The following is an 18960-nucleotide window of genomic DNA, read 5'->3' as shown; positions in this document are numbered from 1 at the left end:
CTACCGACAAAGCAATGGATATAACGATTCGTATACTTCAGCTTCTCTTCTCCCTCTCAATCCTCGTCTTTATACACGAACTGGGGCACTACTCGATGGCTCGCTTCTTCGGAGCACGAGTGGAGAAGTTCTACCTCTTCTTTAACCCTTGGTTCTCACTCTGCAAGTGGACCTCCAAGCGTAGTGGTACGACCTATGGTATCGGTTGGCTCCCTCTCGGGGGCTACTGCAAGATAGCAGGGATGATCGATGAGTCCATGGACACCGATGCGATGAAGAGTGAGCCTAAGCCTGATGAATTCCGTAGCAAGAGTGCCTTCGCCCGCCTCATGATCATGGCTGGCGGTGTACTCTTCAATGTGATCCTAGCCTTCATTATCTATACGGGTATCATACTCGTCTGGGGGAACAAGGTACTACCCAGTGATCGAGTAACAGCAGGGATGACCTTCTCTGAGACAGCGAAGTCCGTAGGCTTCGAGGATGGAGATGTGATCCTACGTGTCGATGACCGGGTGTCACCTAATGTCCTTGACTCTCGCTTTATCTCCTCCCTGATCAAGGCCAAGAGTGTCACTGTTCGCCGTGGTACAGAGGAGCGAGTGATCCCTATCCCCGAGGATATGATGACTCGACTACTGAAGGCCGAGGAAGGCTTCGGCGCACTGCGTCTACCCTTCGTCATCGACTCTGTGATGCCTACGAGTCCAGCCAAGGGCCTACTACAGCATGGCGATCACATCATCGGCGTGGATAGCTTAGTCTGCTCGGACATCGCCGAGGTACAGCAGGCACTACAAGCTAGGAAGGGACATGAGGTACAGCTCCTCATCGACCGCTCCGGCAGCCCGATAGCACAGAGGGTACAGCTCGACTCCCTCGGAAACATAGGGGTACTGCTACAGAGTGCAGAGCACCTCTATCCCATAGAGCACGTGAGCTACAATATTCTCTCTGCCGTACCAGCTGGTATCGACCGAGCCATACAGACGACCTCAAGCTATATCAGTGGCCTGAAGTATATCTTCACCAGAGAAGGAGCTCGGCAGATGGGTGGCCTAGGCACGATGGGCAAGCTCTTCCCCTCCAGCTTTGATTGGCAGAGCTTCTGGTCGATTACAGCCTTCCTCTCGATCATCCTTGCGGTGATGAATATCCTTCCGATCCCTGCGCTCGATGGTGGGCACATCCTATTCATCATTATAGAGATGATACGTAGGAAGCCACTTAGCGACAAGGCTATGACCTATATCCAGACCGTGGGGCTTGTCCTACTGATGGCACTGATGCTCTACGCCAACGGGAACGACATCTATCGAGCCTTCTTCAAGTAAGGCCTTCGCTATACGATGAGTGACTTCAAGGTACATATCCTAGGCTGTGGGTCTGCCCTACCGACCGTAGCGCACTACCCTACCTCACAGGTCGTAGAGCTGCGGGACAAGCTCTTCATGATCGACTGCGGGGAGGGTGCTCAGAGACAGCTACGTCTGCAGCGCTTAGACTTTGGCCGACTAGTGGCGATCTTCATCTCCCACCTACACGGAGATCACTGCTTCGGTCTACCTGGCTTGCTCTCCACACTAGGCCTACTGGGCAGGAGGAGAGCACTTCCCATCTATGGGCCAAAAGGACTAGATACCTTCCTCACTCCGTTTATTGAGCAGAACAAGCAGTATCTCGGCTACGAAATCGAGATCCACGTCCTAGATGATCGGACTCCCGTCGTTGCCTACGAAGACCGCTCAGTCCTCGTCACAACCCTACCTCTAAAGCATGGGCTACCCTGTATGGGCTACCACCTACAGGAGCGGGTGACGATGCGACATATCGACAGAGCCTCGTGTGACTTCTATGGAGTGCCACGGAGCTACTATGCGATGCTCCGAGAGGGCAAGGACTTCGAGACCGAGGAGGGAACTATCATCCCCAACAGTCGCCTCACCGAGGCTGGTAAGCCTGCTCGTAGCTATGCCTACTGCTCCGACACTGCCTACAATCCGAGTCTCATCCCTCTCGTGAGGTGTGTAGATCTACTCTATCACGAAGCGACCTTCCTACAGGATCGCTCCGCACGTGCCCGGGAGACTGGGCATAGCACTGCCGAGCAAGCTGCACTCATCGCCAGAGATGCTGAGGTGCGGCAGCTCCTCATCGGGCACTACTCTGCTCGCTACCCTAACCCTGCGCCCCTACTCAGGGAGGCGCAAGCGATCTTCCCTCAGACGCTAGCGGCGAATGAGGGGATGACGCTCTCCCTCTAAGTACTCTCATCCTACTCGGCACTTCACCTCCCTAGGTGGAGCTGAGGTCAACAAAGGCCGTATCCCTAGAGATTCATTGATAGTCGCCGAGCCACGTACATCCGAAGATTCGTATGACGACAAAGAAGAATATCAGACGCCTCATCCTCGTCGTAGGATACGTCTCGCTCAGCCTACAGAGCCTATCTGCACAGATCTCTGATCCGCACCCTGAGCGGGGAAGGCTCACAGAGCTACAGATTGCCTTCGCAGGGCATAACTACCTTGGCTATCAGCACGACCTCCCTAGACTTCCTCAGCTACCCATGCTCACCGAGCACACCGCCTATCGTGAGGCTATCGCTCGGATCATGACGGAAGAGCGAAGCCCTGAGGAAGTGCTCAACCGCTACCTCAAGGAGTATCCCCTAGACCTCGATCGTCCCTCTGCCCAGCTCCTGCTTGGGCTGGTATATCTCAATCAAGGGCTATACCCACTAGCCGAAGACCAGCTACTCAAGGGGGATACGAAGCTCCTCCCTCCACACGAAGCAGCCCAGCATGATCTAGCTCTAGGGTACCTCTACCTACGAGATCAGCGTAGGAAGCCTCTCCTAGATGAAGCACAGGTCCTGCTCGAGAATGCCACGCATGACACCTCGATCGTCGGCGAGCAAGCCCTCCTCTACCTCGGCTCTGTGGCTTGGGCTAAGGGGGATCTACAGAGAGCACAGAGACTCTTCAGCGACCAGCGTTACTCGCCCGAGCTTGCCCCTGAGGCAGCTTATCAGTCTGCCCTCCTAGCCTTCTCCTCCAGCACCCCTGAGCAGGCACTTGCACGTGCAGCCGAGCTAAACCGCACCTACCCTGCCATGGCTGAGCGTCCCGCCCTTAGGAGCCTCATCGGTCAGACCTACTTTAGGCAGGGCAACTATGCCGAAGCCGTACGCCAACTCCAGCCCCTACAGGATATCGATGGGCACATCCCTCTGACGGAGGAATCCTATGCCCTCGGCACATCGCTCTACACCCTCGGGCAATACCAGCAGGCTGTATCTCCTCTAAGTGTAGCAGCAGACAGCAAGGAAGCCATCGGTGCTCAGAGCCTATTCCTATTAGGAAATACTCAACTAAAGCTAAGGAATAACAATGAGGCAGCCCTAGCCTACAGCGCCGCAGGGGAGCACCCAGCGGCGATAGAGCAAGTACGTGAATATGCGCTCTACAATGCCATCCTACTGAATGACCAGACGCAGCGGTCCAACTTCGGGAAGACCATCCGTATGGCAGAGCAGTTCATCACGACCTTCCCCAACTCAAAGTACCGCCCCGAGATCCTGCGCCTGATGAAGGATATCTTCCTCACGACAAAGGACTATGCCCAGTCACTGGCCACCCTAGAGCGCCTCACTGTCAATACCAGCGAGCTCAAGGAAGCTAAGCAGTACATCCTCCTGCGCCTCGGGGAGAATGCTCTGACCCAGAAGCAGTACCCCGAGTCTGAGAAGTACCTCACCCGTGCCATCGACGCTGGGAGCACCACAGCCTATACCGCTCAGGCCTACCTCCTACGTGCCATTACTCACCTGGAGCGAGAGAACTTCGCTCAGGCGGAGGCAGATGCCACCAAGAGTATAGCACAGAGCAGTACCATCCCCCTAGCCTACTATATCCAGGGCTATGCCCGATACAATACCAAACAGTATGGTAGCGCCTATCAGGCCTTCGACAGCTACACCAACAAGGCTCCTCGTGAGGAAGTCGCTCGCCGTGTAGATGCCCTAAGCCGCATGGGAGACTGCCTACTCATTCAGAAGAAGAAGGCTGAAGCACTTGCGCTCTACCGCCGAGCCAACGAACTCACCCCCGAGGGGAGCGATGAAGCGGTCTATCGCATAGCTGAGATCTATGGGGACTGGGGACAGTATGCCAAGCAGACCGAGGCTCTTGATCAGCTTCTCAAGACACACAAGAGCTCGACCTACGTCCCTCAAGCTCTGTACAACAAGGGACGTGCCCTCATTCTCAGCAAGGCTCCTATGGAGCAGGCCGAGGCACCCCTGCTACAGCTCATCGAGAAGTACCCCGACTCGCAGTATGCCCGACTCGCCTCTATGGAGCGTGCCATGCTCGCCTACAATAGTGGCAAGCACGATCAGGCCATCGCTGCCTACAAGTCGCTGATCGCTCGCTATCCCGATAGTGATGAGGCTCGCTCGGCTCTCTCTGACCTAAGGAATATCTACATCGACCTCGATAAGATCGACGAATATGCAGCCTATACCTCCACACTTGGCAACCGCCTCTCTCCCTCCGAGGAAGAGCGTGCACACCTGCAGTTCCTATCCCTAGAGAGCCGCTACAAGAAGGACAAGCTCTCCGCTGCATCCGACCTAGAGAACTTCATCCGTGTCTATCCCAATAGCCGTGAGACTCCACGTGCACAGCTCCTGCTAGCAGGCGTCTATAGCACTACCGATCGTACTCACGAGGCTATAGCTCTCTATACCTCCCTCTCCTCACCCGCACGCTCCCTAGACCTACGCATCCCTGCCCTAGAGGCACTCACCGAGCTCTACAAGCAGTCTGGGGAGTCTGCCAAGCAGCTTGACTGCTGGGCCAAGCTCTATGCGATCGAGGGGCTCGAGGCTCCACAGCATATCCGCTATGGTGTCCGTCTATCTCAGGTAGCCTACGAGCAGAAGGACTACCGCCGTGCCAAGTCTACAGCGAGCACCCTGCTTGGTCGCAGTGACCTATCCACCTCATCCCGTGAGGAGCTACAGCTACTCATAGGTAAGAGCGAGGAAGCTTCTGGTGCGACTGCCGCTGCTCTCAAGGCCTACGAACCTCTACTCAAGAGCACCGACAGCCCCTCTGGAGCTGAGGGCTATATCCGCCATGCAAGCCTACTCCTACAGACCAACAAGCCTAAGGAGGCCAAGAAGGAGCTCGATAGCTTCATCGCCAAGGGTACGAGCCAGCAGTATTGGCTTGCCCGTGCCTTCCTCCTACTAGCTGACTGCTACCACCGCATGGGGGATACCTATGTCGCCAAGCAGTATGTAGAGAGTCTGCAAGCTAATTACAAGGGCACAGAGGAGGATATCAAGCAGATGATCTCCGAGCGCCTCGACACCTATTCCAAGTAAGACAAGTAAGATTATGAATAAGCTCATTGTCCGATCTCGCCTCGTACTCCTACTCGTAACCCTTGCGATGGGTGAGGCCCTACTGGCTCAGAGTACGCAGCCACGCCGTGCCGATACCCTCCGTCGTGAGCTCACAGTCATGACCGAGGATGCTGTCGTCCTAGGTACACGTCAGCCTCAGGACCTAGCCTACTCCATCCCCGCCCCCACGCTCACGCCTCTGCGCTACAGCTATCAGGATACCCCTATCCCCTTTGCCCTGACACCATCTATCGCACCGCTCTCAGCCCTTGGCCCGATGAAGGGTGGATTCACACGTGCCGATCAGCGTGGCTACCTCACGCTAGCAGGGGGGATCAGCATGAACTTCCGTGCCGGAGCAGGCTATCGTATCATCTCCACCAAGGATGACCTATTCGACGTCTACGGACGTCTCTACTGGGGCGACAATCCCATAAGCAATGACCTCCTCGTCCAACCCAAGGCCAAGGAGCTAGCCTGGGGCTTAGGTGCCTACTACCGCCATCACTTTGAGGATCCCACACTAGAGATCCGTCTAGGCTGGCGACAGCTCGGGCACAACTACTATGGGCTCACCACCGTCACGACGGGACAGACCAGCTCGACTGCGCTGACTCAGCTCCCTATCACCAAGCTCTCGACGGGTCTCTTTGACCTGGATGCTCGCCTAGCACTTGCCGATGATCCTACAGCGGAGTGGCTCTACGATGCCCGCTTCCACCTAGGTTATGCTGGGACAAAGTATGCCGATGGGGTATGGCGTGCCGAGCCCAAGCCCTCTGAATGGCTACCAAGGTTCTCTCTAGACCTATCCAACCGTCTCAGCAGTACCACACGTTGGGGAGTGCAGGGAGACCTCTCTCTATCCATCCTCCGCTTCCCCCCGCTCGTCTCAGGGCTAACGCAGGAGCAGGCGATCTCGACCAACCGCATGATCCTCTCCGCTGCGCCTTACTTCCTAGCTGACGATACGAACGACGACTTCTCCTGGAGTTTCCTCGGTGGACTACGTCTGAGCAATGGTAGCGACCGCAAGGGGGCACACCTCTACCTCTTCCCCCGTATAGATGCCTCCCTGACCTATACCCCATACATACAGCTCCGTCTGGAGACCGATGCCGAGCATCGTCGCCTGGGGCTAGGTGATATGAGTCAGGTGATGCCCTACCTAGATGCCTATACCTTCCCCGACCTCCTAGAGCGTATCTACTGGGCTAAGCTCTCGCTGACGACCACGATCGCAGAGCGTCTATCGGCAGCAGTATCTGCCCGATATGCTGGACACAGGGGGGCTGCTCAGTTCCGTCCCTTCGCCTATGACGGTTCTAGCCTCGGCACTTCCGCAGTGCAGGTCTTATCTCCCATCTCCTTCACACCGTACTATGCCGACTACAGGGAGCTGGCTCTGGGGGTAGACCTGATGTACAATCATCGTGGTCTCTTCCGTGCTTCGCTTGGAGGAGAATACACGAAGTACCTCGATCCAACCGACCTCCTCTCAGGTAAGGCCGAGTACAAGGTCAGGGCACTAGCCGAACTATATTTCATCCCCAAGGTCGATCTTCGCATCGGCTACGACCTAACGGGTGCTGTCCGCTACTACGACCTCAGTGGGAAGAGTGTCGGGCTCAAGGCTGCGCATCTACTGCATGCCGACCTTGCACTTAGTCTGACGAAGTCTCTAAGTCTAACAGCAGAGGCTCGTGCCCTCCTATTGGGTAGCCAGACACGTTGGTGGGGCTATCACCAGCAGCCCCTCACGGCGCTACTCGGTCTGCAGTTCCGCTTCTAGCTCACCACGAAGGGCGGGCTCTCTTCCCGTCCTGATCGAGGCATTTACCCTCACTTAAGGTAAAGGGCTCCACACTCATCGAGTAAAACGCTGCCCCCACTTAGGGAAAAGTCTATCTTGTAGCAGATAAAGCCGTCCCTACTTCGGGTAAAGAGATCTCCTCTTGGGTAAATCCCTTCCCACTTCTGATAAAGTAATCCCCACCGCAGCCTCTCTATAGGCGGTGGTGGGGATCTTTTTGGGGGGAGCAGATAGAAGCTATCGTATGGCTCTCCAAAACACTTAATTAAGTGGAGCTTAGCGCACATTCCGAGAGGTCTCCTGAGGAGATAATATATACCCGCCTAGAGGACTCGGTATGTTCGTCCCCGTCACCTATGTAAGGTGACGGGGACGAACATTATAGGAACGCACCTGCGCTCTCGGTATGTCCACTCTAGCACTCTCGACGTGTTCACAACAGAGATATAACACACGACACTACACCTAGCTTGAGACACCTCTATCACAGATGATTAGAGAAGTAGAATAGGGGTCTCTATGGAAACACCAAGGAGAGCGTTGCCCCCATGTAGCAGATTGACAAGGGAAGCACACAAAGCCCCAGGAGAGCTAAGCAGTAGCTGTATAAACACAAACACGCCCCCGACAGCCAAAGTGCTGTCGGGAGCGTGACATCTTATCTCGGGAGATCACTTGGTGATGATACTGCGGGAGGTCTTGAGGAAGGCAATCACTTAAAATATCCCCAGGAGCCTTTAGATGGAAAAGGAACTCTCACCTTGTTCTCCTAGAGTATTTATCCTAAATGAAATCTACAGAGGGAGTATGGACTCCCTTACCCTCCAGATAAGAAGCACCACAAGCTCGTGCTAGAGGAGCTGAAAATAAGGAGCAGAAAGAGAGACAAGTAAGGAATGACATATAAAGCAAGAGAGACTCCACACACCAGTGTGAAGCCTCTCTTAGAAGAAGTCGGGATGACTGGATTCGAACCAGCGACCACTCGCCCCCCAGACGAGTACTCTAACCGGGCTGAGCTACATCCCGCTCTTGCCTGTTTGCGGTGCAAAGGTACAAAGATCATTGCTAACTACCAAATGTTTCCCTTAGAAAGTCCAAGCCTTCCTTGATTATCCCCTCATCTTCCAGTTCGATGGGCTCTATCTCTCCTGGAGCCAGGATACCCATGAGGACGATCTTTCCAGAGTTATTCTTCTTGTCATGCCGCATAAGTCGTATGAGCTCGGGGTAGTCCTTGCAGGTATAAACAAAAGGAGAATAGAGCTCTCTCGCCAAATACATTAGCTGACGAATATAGTCTCTACTACCCCCTCGAACAAGCGTCGTAATATAGCTCTCTATGAGGAGACCGAAGACCACCGCCTCCCCATGAGGTAGGGTGCGACGGTGGAGATTGGAGTGCGAATAGGCCTCCAGGGCATGTCCCACGGTATGTCCTGCATTTAGGATACGTCTCAGTCCCTGCTCCTCGGGATCAGCCTCTACGATGGAAGACTTGTAGGCAACACTTTTAGCGATCAAAGCCTCCCATTCCTCATCCATCAGAGCTACGGGATCACCGATACGACAGACCTCTCGCCATGCCTCTACGCCCATGAGCGTAGCATGCTTGATGATCTCACCATAGCCCGATAAGAGTTCCTCTATGGGAAGTGTACGCAGGAAGTCAATATCGACAAAGACCTCCAGTGGGAGATGAAAGGCACCAATGAGGTTCTTCACTCCATGATAATCAATAGCAGTCTTGCCTCCGACTGAGGCATCCACCATCGCTAGGAGCGTCGTAGGTACATTGATCGTCCGAATGCCTCGCATATAAGTTGCGGCAGCGAAGCCTCCGAAGTCAAGTAGTGCACCTCCTCCGATCAGGATCAGCACACTACGTCTCGTCGCCCCTTCGTCTGCAAGCCAAGACCATACCCTAGCAAGGCTATCTGTCCCCTTGGCCTGCTCCGTAGCAGGCACTGCGAGGAATGTGGGCTCGGGAAGCATAGTACGCAGGCTCGTGATGAGGGGGGCATGTAGCTCTGCCACGACCTCATCACATAGTATAAAAAGGCGATCGCAAGCCACTGCCTGAATATAGACAGAGAGCTTGCGATCAAGCATGTTTGTTCCTAAGGTCATAAAGTGGACGGGAGAGCCCCTATGCCTTTAGACCAAGAGTCTCGAGGAGTTCGTCCACAGCAGCACTGAGCCCATCGGGGTTCTTACCTCCAGCTGTGGCGAAGTGAGGCTGTCCACCTCCACCGCCCTGGATATGCTTAGCTGCAGAGCGAATGAGCTGCGAGGCATTCCATCCTCGGCTCTCGACAAGATCCTTAGAGAGCATGAGCGTCAGACTAGCCTTATCCTGCTGAGGGGTACCTGCGATGAACACAAAGGGCTCATTGAGCTCCCCTGCTATCTGGAAGGCTATATCCTTGATGATCTCAGCGGGTGCCTCCCTGCGGACCAGGAAGAGGCGGATGCCATTGACCTCTACACGCTGCTCTAGGAGACGACGCTTCACCTCAGAGGTCTGCTGGCGGACAAAGTCCCCCACTTGACGGCCTAGATCAGCATTCTCCTCAAGCATCTTCTTAATGGCAGTGATGAGCTGAGGGCTATTGTTGAAGAGCCCACGGATGCTCTGTACCATATCATCGATACCATAGAGGTACTCCTCTGCAGCGTCACCCGATACAGCCTCGATGCGTCGTACACCTGCAGCCACAGAGGACTCACTGAGGATACGGAAGGTACCGATACGCCCCGTAGAGTGAATATGCGTCCCCCCACAGAACTCAGTGGATGAACCAAAGCGGATGACACGTACATGATCCCCATACTTCTCACCAAAGAGAGCCATTGCTCCCATCTCTCGTGCCTCATCGATAGGTACCTCTCTGAACTCCTGCAGAGGCAGGTCTGCTCGGATGCGAGCAGAGACGAGACGCTCGACCTGTCGTAGCTGCTCTGGCTCTACCTTGGCAAAGTGTGCAAAGTCAAAACGTAAGACTTCGTCCGAGACGAACGACCCCTTCTGCTCGACATGCGTGCCTAGGACCTCACGTAGAGCCTCATGTAGGAGGTGCGTCGCAGAGTGATTGGCCTCGATACGATGGCGACGCTCCTCACTCACCACAGCACGCAGCGCCCCCTCTAGGTCAGAGGGGAGCTCCTTCATGAGGTGGATGGCGAGGTTGTTCTCACGCTTAGTATCGAAGACTTCGTACTTCTTCCCCTCAGCATCGATGAGGAAGCCCTTGTCGCCAACCTGTCCCCCCATCTCTGCATAGAATGGAGTTTCGGAGAGGACGACTTGGTAGTATTGTTGGTTCTTCTGCTTGACCTGACGATAGCGAAGGATCTCTGTCGAGCACTCAATGAGGTCATAGCCTACGAAGCGTACAGCCCCCTCAGCCACAATCTGCCAGTCGCCGGCATCGATGGCAGCAGCATTGCGTGCACGCTCCTTCTGCTGCTGCATAGCTGCATCGAAGCCTGCCTCATCGACACTCATCCCATGCTCACTGAGGATCAGGGCTGTGAGGTCAAGAGGGAAGCCATAGGTATCATAGAGGACGAAGGCATCGTGCCCATCGAGGACAGATAGACCCTTGGCACGGGTATCCTCCATCTGCTTCTCCAGTAGACGTATCCCTGTCTCTAGGGTACGGAGGAAGCTTTCCTCTTCCTCCTTCATCACCTTCCCGATGAGCTCACGTCCTGCGACTAGCTCTGGATAGGCATCCCCCATCGTCTCGATGAGGATAGGTAGGAGGCTATAGATGAAGGCCTCTCGACGCCCTAGGAAGGTATAGCCATAGCGCACGGCACGGCGCAGGATACGGCGGATGACATAGCCTGCCTTAGCATTGGAGGGAAGCTGTCCATCCGTGATCGCAAAGGCTATCGTACGGATATGGTCGGCGATGACACGCATAGCCACATCACTCTTAGCATCAGCTCCGTACTCGATACCCGTGAGGGTAGCGATGGCCTGGATCATAGGAGTGAAGATATCAGTATCGTAGTTCGAGGTCTTCCCCTGGAGGGCCATACAGAGACGTTCGAAGCCCATCCCCGTATCGATGACTCGCTTAGGTAGGGGCTCGAGAGAACCATCAGCCTTGCGATTATACTGCATGAAGACGAGGTTCCAGATCTCGATCACCTGTGGATGACCTTGGTTCACGAGCGAGAGCCCAGAGACCTGACTGCGCTCCTCATCAGAGCGGATATCGACATGGATCTCAGAGCAAGGGCCACAGGGCCCCTGATCTCCCATCTCCCAGAAGTTATCGTGCTTATTCCCGTTGATGATTCGCTCCTTGGATAGGTGCTTCTCCCAGATGCTGGCCGCCTCATCATCTCGCTCTAGCCCATCAGCGGGAGAGCCCTCGAAGACGGTGACATACAGACGATCAGGGGATAGCCCTAGGACACTCGTTAGGTATTCCCATGCCCAGTCAATCGCCTCATGCTTGAAGTAATCACCAAAGGACCAGTTCCCCAGCATCTCAAACATCGTGTGGTGGTACGTATCATGCCCGACCTCCTCGAGGTCGTTATGCTTACCACTGACACGAAGGCACTTCTGCGAGTCTGCTACTCGTGGATACTTGATCTCAGCATTTCCTAGGATGATATCCTTGAACTGGTTCATCCCTGCATTGGTGAACATCAGGGTTGGGTCACCCTTGATGACCATAGGGGCAGAGGGGACGATCTGATGCCCCTTGCTTCTAAAGAACTCTTTATAGGATTCGCGAATCTCTTTTGAGGTCATTGCTCTCTATACTATGTATTGTATTTTATGTCTTATTAAGTCTAAATCTAAACTATGCCTAGTGGGTTCACTCAGTCGCACAAACGTATGCTACTACTTCGCAGGCCGAGGGATACTAGAACCACTTGATCTTACGGAAGAGGTAGAAGGCAAGTGAGGAGATACACACCGAGACGAGGAAGATCACGAGGAAGGCCCAATACCACTCCCCGAGATAGACATCGACGTTCATCCCAAAGAAGCTGGAGATCATCGTCGGAATGGTCAGCACGATCGAGATACTCGTCATACGCTTCATGATCGTATTGACGTTGTTCGAGATGATGTTCGCTGAGGCATCCATCATACTACGGACGATATCCGTATAGATATTGATCGTGTTGTAGGCCTGCCGCAGCTCGATACTTACATCCTCGAAGAGGTCTGGATCGACACTGCTCGCTCGCGAAGTCGTACGCAGACGTCCGAGCATCGCCTCATTCCCTCGGATCGAGGTACTGAAGTAGACGAGTGATCGCTGCAGACGCATGATACGCAGGAGATCCTCATTACGGATGCTCTGCTCCAGCTCCTTCTCTGCCCGATTGATCTCCAGGTACATCAGCTTCAGATACTTCAGGAACCACACCGCCGAGGAGTAGATCATACGAGTAATGAACTCACGCTGACCTGCTATCTGGATATTCTTACGGCGAATATGATTGATGAAGTCTGGGAGCATCTGAGTCCTACGATAGCACACAGAGACCGTAGCCTCATGCCCCGTGATGATACCTATAGGTACCGTCTGATAGGGCATGCCCTGCATCCCACCATCCAACGGGATACGTAGCACTGTCAGGAGCCACTCATCCTCACGCTCGGCACGTGGTCGCTCATCTATATCTGCGATGTCGGAGAGGAACTCCCTCGGGATACCCAGATCCTCGGTGAGGAATAGGAAGTCATCTTCATCTGGACACTCGACATTGACCCAGCAGGAGGGGGCATATTCTTCTAGCTCCGGTAGACCGGGCTCCATGCTTATGAAACTCTTCATCTTTATCTTTGACCGACCACGGCTACCCTCTTTATGGGGATAGTATGGGATAGGTCTTATCTACTATGATTGGAGGGGGTTAGGTGATGCAGGGTGAAGCCACATTAGGTCTTCACTATTGGGCTGCCGACCTACCATGCCTCACCCTAGGCTGATGACCTAGGTCCGTGATGAAGGTAGGACGACTGCTATTGAGCGCATGCCATGCGCTCATTCGGAGGGAGGGAGTCGTCCATAGAGTGTCTAGTCTTTACTTACGCAATTATATCTTGTCCTCAGAGCCACAGCACGTCGCTGTAGCCTCGCTCCAGCAGTTCCCAGCTAGAGACCCACAAAGATACGAAAAAGCCCCTAAGCCCCACACCTCTCTGCCCCTCAAGATCTCCATGGCCACCACAGACTCGACTGAAGCCTCCCCAGTAGAATGCGACTTGCCCCAGAGCTACTATGCAAGTAGAGCTCTGGGGCAAGTATCTAAGACGAAAGTGATCGCTAGGGAAATGCCTTTCCTAAACTATCACAAGGGGGGGAAGAGGGAGCATATCCGTGCTCCCCTACCCAGCTATTCGGTTGCTCGCATAGGGGGCTTGACGACCTCTGCAGCTAGACCACGTCCACGCACGACGATCTGAATAGGAGTACCTACGGCAGAGAATTCCTTCTTGACATAGCCCATCCCGATACCGACCTTGAGCGTAGGAGACATCGTCCCAGAGGTAACCTCCCCGATAATATTCCCTTCGCTATCGGCGATCTCATAGTGAGAGCGGGGGATACCCTTATCCTTCAGACGGAAGGCAACGAGCTTGCGAGTAACGCCCTCGGCCTTTTGCTGCTCGAGGAAAGCCTTGCTGGGGAAGTTCTTATCTTCCTTGAACTTCGTGATCCAGCCTAGACCAGCCTCTAGTGGAGAGGTCTTGTCCGTGATGTCATTCCCATAGAGACAGAAGCCCATCTCTAGACGAAGGGTATCACGAGCACCGAGACCTATTGGACGGATGCCCTCGGGCTTACCAGCCTCAAAGATCGCATTCCAGATCTTCTCTCCATACTGAGGATAGAAGTAGAGCTCAAAGCCCCCTGCGCCGGTGTACCCTGTATTGGAGAGGATCACATCGGGGCATCCAGCGAACTCACCGACCTTAAACGTATAGTAAGGGATCTCGGAGAGGTTCACCGAGGTCAGTCGCTGTAGCACCTCCGTAGCCAGAGGTCCCTGTACTGCTAGCTGGGCTATATTGTCAGAGCTATTCTCCAGCTCTGCCCCTACGGCATTGTGAGCTTGGCACCAAGCCCAGTCCTTGTCGATATTGGCAGCATTGACTACCAGCAGATACTTCTCATCCTCATAGTGATAGACTAGGAGGTCGTCGATGATCCCTCCGTCTGCATTGGGGAAGCAGGTATACTGGATATCGCCGACCTTCAGCTTGGAGGCATCATTGCTTGTGATATCTTGTACAAACTGGAGAGCCTTTGGCCCCTTGACCCAGAACTCACCCATATGCGAGACATCGAAGACGCCGACACCCTTGACCACCGTATGGTGCTCATCGATGATCCCCGTGCTGTACTCGATAGGCATATCATAGCCTGCGAACTCGTGCATCTTTGCCCCTAGTGCCTTGTGGATGGCAGTGAATGGAGTAGTCTTCATGTTTGCTTCTTACTTAGTTTTGTTGTTGTAGTTGTACATGTTGTACCCCAAAGGTAGTAAGATCTACTGAACAATCCTAGCACTTAAGGGCATGCCTCTTCACTTCTTCAGCCAAGACCACCAGCATACCCTCTGAAACTATGCACAAGGCTATAAAACGACAGCACCCGAAGACATAGACTTCGGGTGCTGCTGGTGTATATTACGTGCCGTAGACGTAGGCTATGCCTCGTCTCTAGTACGACGTGATAGTAGCCACATAGAGAGGGGCTAATGCCATACCCGCTCCCACCTCTGAGGGGTGAGCCACTAGCGGGAGGCTAGTACATCGGGGAGGAAGTATTCCTTGAGCGACTACTGTTCTTCGGCCTGCTGTAGCTGCTTGACGTAGACGGCCTTCTCCATCTTCTTACGGCGTGCTACAGAGGGCTTGATGAAGGCCTGACGGGCACGTAGTGCACGTACTGCTCCGGTCTTCTCAAACTTTCTCTTGAACCTTCTTAGAGCCTTTTCGATGTTTTCGCCCTCTTTTACTGGAACTACGATCATAATACTGTTAGTCTTATCTTTATTTGTTATCGTTTCTACTCTATTACTAGGTCGCTAGTGCCTTACCTATGCACCAACGAGTGCGCAAAATTACAAATTCTTTGCCTAACAAGCAAACTCAGAGTAGCATCGTGCACAGCTGCACATTCCAGCCTCAAGTGCAACCACGCATACGCAAGTATATACATTGCTTGTGTTGATAGAAATACCCATCTTTGTACACAAATGATCCGTCAATAAAGGAAGCCTTGGATTGTATAGTCCTAGGGAAGGCTAGATACAATTTTCAAAGTCGTAACCAATTAATGATGAATTCTTATAGCACGACACAAGAAGAAAGACAGATCCTCAGGGGAATTGTACGCTGTCTTTTTATCCGTACCCGATGTCTATGACATAACTCCGACAACGCAAAAGGACCTACAGGGAAGATGTAAACGACTTATCTATTTTCAGAGAATAAATCGCCTTAATCAGAAGTGGATTACTTTTGGTGGAAAGGATGGCTTTGAGCCAGATTTCAAACAAAGTTGACAGCGTCTATGAGCAGTGAATCTCCAAATTAGCGTCTTATCGGGAAGAACAATGCCCAAAGAGGAATCCAGCTCCATATGTGACTCAGTCTTACAAACTTTGCACACCATCAACTCCAAATGTGCAGAAGCCTCGTGAAAGTCAAAATAAGGAGGCGGTCCCTATGTACTCTAGCAGGAAGTATAACATAGCCAATAGTCACCCGACCTTATCATCTTATCATCTTATTATAATAGCAGGTTTATGAATCCTAAGATAACGTATCTATCTCTACGCTTATTCATCCTAAGGATAGGGGAAGACAAGAACAATCCTATTTATAGAATAGCCTATGGTGTTGTGTCCCCTAGTGATCACTCCATGGAAAAAGCCACTGTAAGTAAATTCTCTCAGTTTGGGAGTTATGGCAATAAGAAGGTCTACCTAGGGAGTATTTCTATTTTCTCCGAGGGAGAGAAAGTCTTAGGAATATATGACGCTCTATCAATGGGGAATTCTCTTAAAACAAGCCTTAATAAATATGGTATCAAGAATGATAGCCTCAGATATGATGTAGAATATATCTATGATGGAGTTTCTGTCCCATGGCACAAAGCAAATATTTTAGGGAATCAGCTATCTGACAGTAGGTATATCTGCATGCTCAAGCCTGAGACCCTATTCGAGATCGACGGACATCTCCTAGACCAAGAAGAATTGGAGAACGCTATGCGTAGCCTAAGTGTTAAGCTTAGGGAGGGAACAGGCTTACCATTTGATACAAGCTACGACCATATCGGCAATCTAGAAATACTTATCGCTCCAGATCAAGATATCTATGGAAGATCCTTGGTTAAGTATTGGCAAGATAAAGACACCTTTAGTCAACATGTAGAGCTGTCTTCCGAGCTTACTCATGGAGCTGATCTTGTGACAGTCAACATTAAGATAACGGTAGGAGGAGGAGTTATAACCACCGATACATTGGTGTCAGAGAAACCAGTAGAGAACGAGAATAGTACCTTCTCCATACCATCTGAGTACCCTCCAAAAGCTGTAGAAATAAAGATCTGGCTAACTAAATCCTCTGAGGTTAAGCTAGTGCACCTATCCACTCATCATTATATAGAAGCAATATGTTTCAGTCTAGCTATAGTACAGAGTGAAATTCATATACAATCGGATTGGTTAGAAAGGGTTAAGGGAGCTATGCATAAGAATAAGAAGGAGCTTGTCGACATAGCTTCATCAGTTCAAAGAACACATAGTGAGTCACACCATATAAGAAATGAAGACTTCCCTCAATGGCTAAAAAGAAAGTCGACGATTAAATCTATTGAACGGTGTGATGACGCATATTTCCCTGTTGGTTGGGACTGTAAAACTCAGGAATCAGGTTCTCTAGCATTTCTGGAATGGTTCAAAGCTAAAACCAATGGTGCTAAGTGGGTATTCCTCCAGGATCCTTATTTCGAAGATGTAGCCTTGTCCTTTATTGCCCTCACAGATATCCAGGGAGAATGTATTATCCTTACACAAACGGATCTAAGAACCAATGCAGATAATACCATATCTACAAGTAGCACTTCCCAACGGAAGGCTAAGATTCTATCCATGATTAAGGATTACCCAAGCCTATATGGTTCTATGCGGCTTATCATTCGAGATATGCCAGGGTCAGGCCCCAAGCTACATGATAGGTACCTATTCATAGGACATGACGATGATAGATGTGAAGGCTATATGCTATCTAATTCATTACAAGGAGCCACCAAGAAAAGCCCGCTACTTATCACACGAATAGGGACTCCTGTGCTAGTCAAGGTAAAGAAACACATTACCAAGCTCATTGACCCGGATGAGGTTGAGACCATATACCATTATTCTGACCGTACATCAAGCATGCCACAAGAGGATCAAGAGATTGCTGACCCCGATTTTTATGACTGCTTACAGGCAATGAATCATCCACTAGATCCTGACTGCCTTGATCAAGTTTTGAATGATATTTTGATGGAGAAAACGGCTGATAGGATTTCAACCTTCAGTTATTATCTTGCACATAGTAGCAATGATGAACTTTACTCCATACGCCAGGTAATGGGGGCTAGAATTGCTACTAATCCTAAAGCTATTGAAGCTCTAAAGAGCTTTATACTTGATCATCATAATTCTTCATTTCCTATAGGGTTCGAAGGAGGTTCTTGGAGGGGTTACCGAAACAATTACTTCTCTGATATTTTGGAGGCCTCTTATCATGAGATTGTCCATCGCAACCACACACAACTGATAGATAGTTGCTATAAGGATCTTTGGTATGGGGGCTGGGGTATGGAGTATGCTTGTATGCTACTTATTAAGGCTTCTGCTCAAGATACCATTGACACCCTTAAACAGCTACGAGATCAGCTTGTAAAGATCAAGACTGACAAGACTATTACCTCGATATATAAGATCACAAATACGCTACTATGTATGATCTTTAACTCCGTAGTATTTGACTGGGATGGTGATTTAATGGAGAAAATGCTAATAGACGGTAACGATTGGTGTAGAGGACTCGGCGCTCTCATTCTTATCTATAAGGCTAATTACTCTAATTTTGACATAAGAACTTACTCTAAACTATTACAGAGTCATGACGAACGCATCACGTTATGTAACACACTCATCTTTTCATCGGAACGGAATATTAAGAGAACTGATATTTACGACCATCTGATAGAAGAGATCAAGGAATCTGACATAGAATACGCCTACAAGAATATCCTTGATATATTAAGAGACTGCTATCCTTTAAAGACACAAGAGACTTATATCAATAAGATTTATAGACCACTGATTCAAGATGGTAGATTAGACAGAGACATTTTATCTAGCAGATTAACCGAATATCTTTTCGATGAATATATACAGAGTGGAACCAAGAGCGGGTCTGATGTCCTCGTTATGAGTCTTTCTCTCATTAACGGATCCCTTAAAGCGCTCCAAGAAAAGTCACAGAAGCTACTGATGGAGACAGAAAGGAAACTAAATCGATTGATTATAAAAGATCATAACAATGTATTTCAGGCATGCTCTGCGCTAAAGAATCTAAGATCCTTGCTTGAGAGGATACTAGCTGAACACCCATCTCCCTCCAGTGAGCTAGTCAAGATTAATGATGAGATACTGTCTTTATTAAGGAGGGTTGGGA

10 protein-coding genes and 1 tRNA gene are annotated in these 18960 nt (G+C 51.4%); 5 read left to right on the top strand and 6 right to left on the bottom strand.

Going from position 1 to position 18960, the window contains the following annotated elements:
* The first annotated feature begins 14 nt into the window (after positions 1-14).
* From rseP to QZ554_RS03885, 4 genes are all read left to right on the top strand, one after another.
* On the top strand, positions 15-1334 hold the full coding sequence (gene rseP / locus QZ554_RS03900; protein WP_297194561.1) for an RIP metalloprotease RseP: 1320 nt from the start codon (positions 15-17) through the stop codon (positions 1332-1334).
* Between the two features lie 15 nt (positions 1335-1349).
* Positions 1350-2264, top strand: a complete 915-nt coding sequence (locus tag QZ554_RS03895; RefSeq protein WP_297194559.1) for a ribonuclease Z — start codon at positions 1350-1352, stop codon at positions 2262-2264.
* Positions 2265-2377: 113 nt separating this feature from the next.
* Positions 2378-5395 (top strand): tetratricopeptide repeat protein, encoded by a 3018-nt coding sequence (locus QZ554_RS03890; RefSeq protein ID WP_297194557.1) that lies wholly within the window; start codon positions 2378-2380, stop codon positions 5393-5395.
* 13 nt (positions 5396-5408) lie between these two features.
* Complete coding sequence (locus QZ554_RS03885) at positions 5409-7208, top strand: hypothetical protein (protein ID WP_297194555.1); 1800 nt, start codon at positions 5409-5411, stop codon at positions 7206-7208.
* Between the two features lie 975 nt (positions 7209-8183).
* On the opposite strand, the gene QZ554_RS03880 is transcribed toward QZ554_RS03885, so the two are convergent.
* The 6 genes from QZ554_RS03880 to rpsU all read right to left on the bottom strand — a co-directional run bounded on the left by QZ554_RS03880 (position 8184) and on the right by rpsU (position 15251).
* Positions 8184-8258: transfer RNA gene (locus QZ554_RS03880), tRNA-Pro, on the bottom strand.
* A 39-nt stretch (positions 8259-8297) separates the two neighbouring features.
* Positions 8298-9359 carry a 3-dehydroquinate synthase gene (gene aroB / locus QZ554_RS03875; protein ID WP_297194553.1) on the bottom strand — a complete coding sequence of 354 codons (1062 nt, stop codon included), beginning with the start codon at positions 9357-9359 and terminating at the stop codon, positions 8298-8300.
* A 19-nt stretch (positions 9360-9378) separates the two neighbouring features.
* Positions 9379-12006: an alanine--tRNA ligase gene (gene alaS, locus QZ554_RS03870; RefSeq protein WP_297194551.1), complete on the bottom strand. Its 2628-nt coding sequence runs from the start codon at positions 12004-12006 to the stop codon at positions 9379-9381.
* Positions 12007-12121: 115 nt separating this feature from the next.
* Entirely contained in the window at positions 12122-13045 is a 924-nt protein-coding gene (locus QZ554_RS03865) for a magnesium transporter CorA family protein (RefSeq protein WP_297177216.1), read from the bottom strand.
* Positions 13046-13607: 562 nt separating this feature from the next.
* The gene (gcvT, locus tag QZ554_RS03860; protein ID WP_297194549.1) at positions 13608-14702 is read right to left on the bottom strand and encodes a glycine cleavage system aminomethyltransferase GcvT; all 1095 of its coding nucleotides are present in this window, start codon (positions 14700-14702) and stop codon (positions 13608-13610) included.
* 354 nt (positions 14703-15056) lie between these two features.
* A complete protein-coding gene (rpsU, locus tag QZ554_RS03855) occupies positions 15057-15251 on the bottom strand; it encodes a 30S ribosomal protein S21 (protein ID WP_021666579.1) in 195 nt (64 codons plus the stop codon).
* 777 nt (positions 15252-16028) lie between these two features.
* Here rpsU and QZ554_RS03850 point away from each other — a divergent pair.
* Positions 16029-18960, top strand: a 2932-nt coding sequence (locus QZ554_RS03850; RefSeq protein WP_297194547.1) for a VPA1262 family protein, incomplete at its 3' end; no start/stop codon positions are given.

The organism is uncultured Porphyromonas sp. (assembly GCF_915070105.1).
Classification (GTDB): domain Bacteria; phylum Bacteroidota; class Bacteroidia; order Bacteroidales; family Porphyromonadaceae; genus Porphyromonas.
The sequence above is the reverse complement of the archived record's forward strand: the minus strand, read 5'-3'. Positions and strand labels throughout refer to the sequence as shown.

What these genes read in the sequence shown, in the direction of transcription:
- aroB (WP_297194553.1), bottom strand. Translation starts at nt 9,359, where the DNA reads ATGACCTTAGGAACAAACATGCTTGATCGCAAGCTCTCTGTCTATATT.
- rseP (WP_297194561.1), top strand. Translation starts at nt 15, where the DNA reads ATGGATATAACGATTCGTATACTTCAGCTTCTCTTCTCCCTCTCAATC.
- QZ554_RS03895 (WP_297194559.1), top strand. Translation starts at nt 1,350, where the DNA reads ATGAGTGACTTCAAGGTACATATCCTAGGCTGTGGGTCTGCCCTACCG.
- QZ554_RS03885 (WP_297194555.1), top strand. Translation starts at nt 5,409, where the DNA reads ATGAATAAGCTCATTGTCCGATCTCGCCTCGTACTCCTACTCGTAACC.
- rpsU (WP_021666579.1), bottom strand. Translation starts at nt 15,251, where the DNA reads ATGATCGTAGTTCCAGTAAAAGAGGGCGAAAACATCGAAAAGGCTCTA.
- gcvT (WP_297194549.1), bottom strand. Translation starts at nt 14,702, where the DNA reads ATGAAGACTACTCCATTCACTGCCATCCACAAGGCACTAGGGGCAAAG.
- QZ554_RS03890 (WP_297194557.1), top strand. Translation starts at nt 2,378, where the DNA reads ATGACGACAAAGAAGAATATCAGACGCCTCATCCTCGTCGTAGGATAC.
- QZ554_RS03865 (WP_297177216.1), bottom strand. Translation starts at nt 13,045, where the DNA reads ATGAAGAGTTTCATAAGCATGGAGCCCGGTCTACCGGAGCTAGAAGAA.
- alaS (WP_297194551.1), bottom strand. Translation starts at nt 12,006, where the DNA reads ATGACCTCAAAAGAGATTCGCGAATCCTATAAAGAGTTCTTTAGAAGC.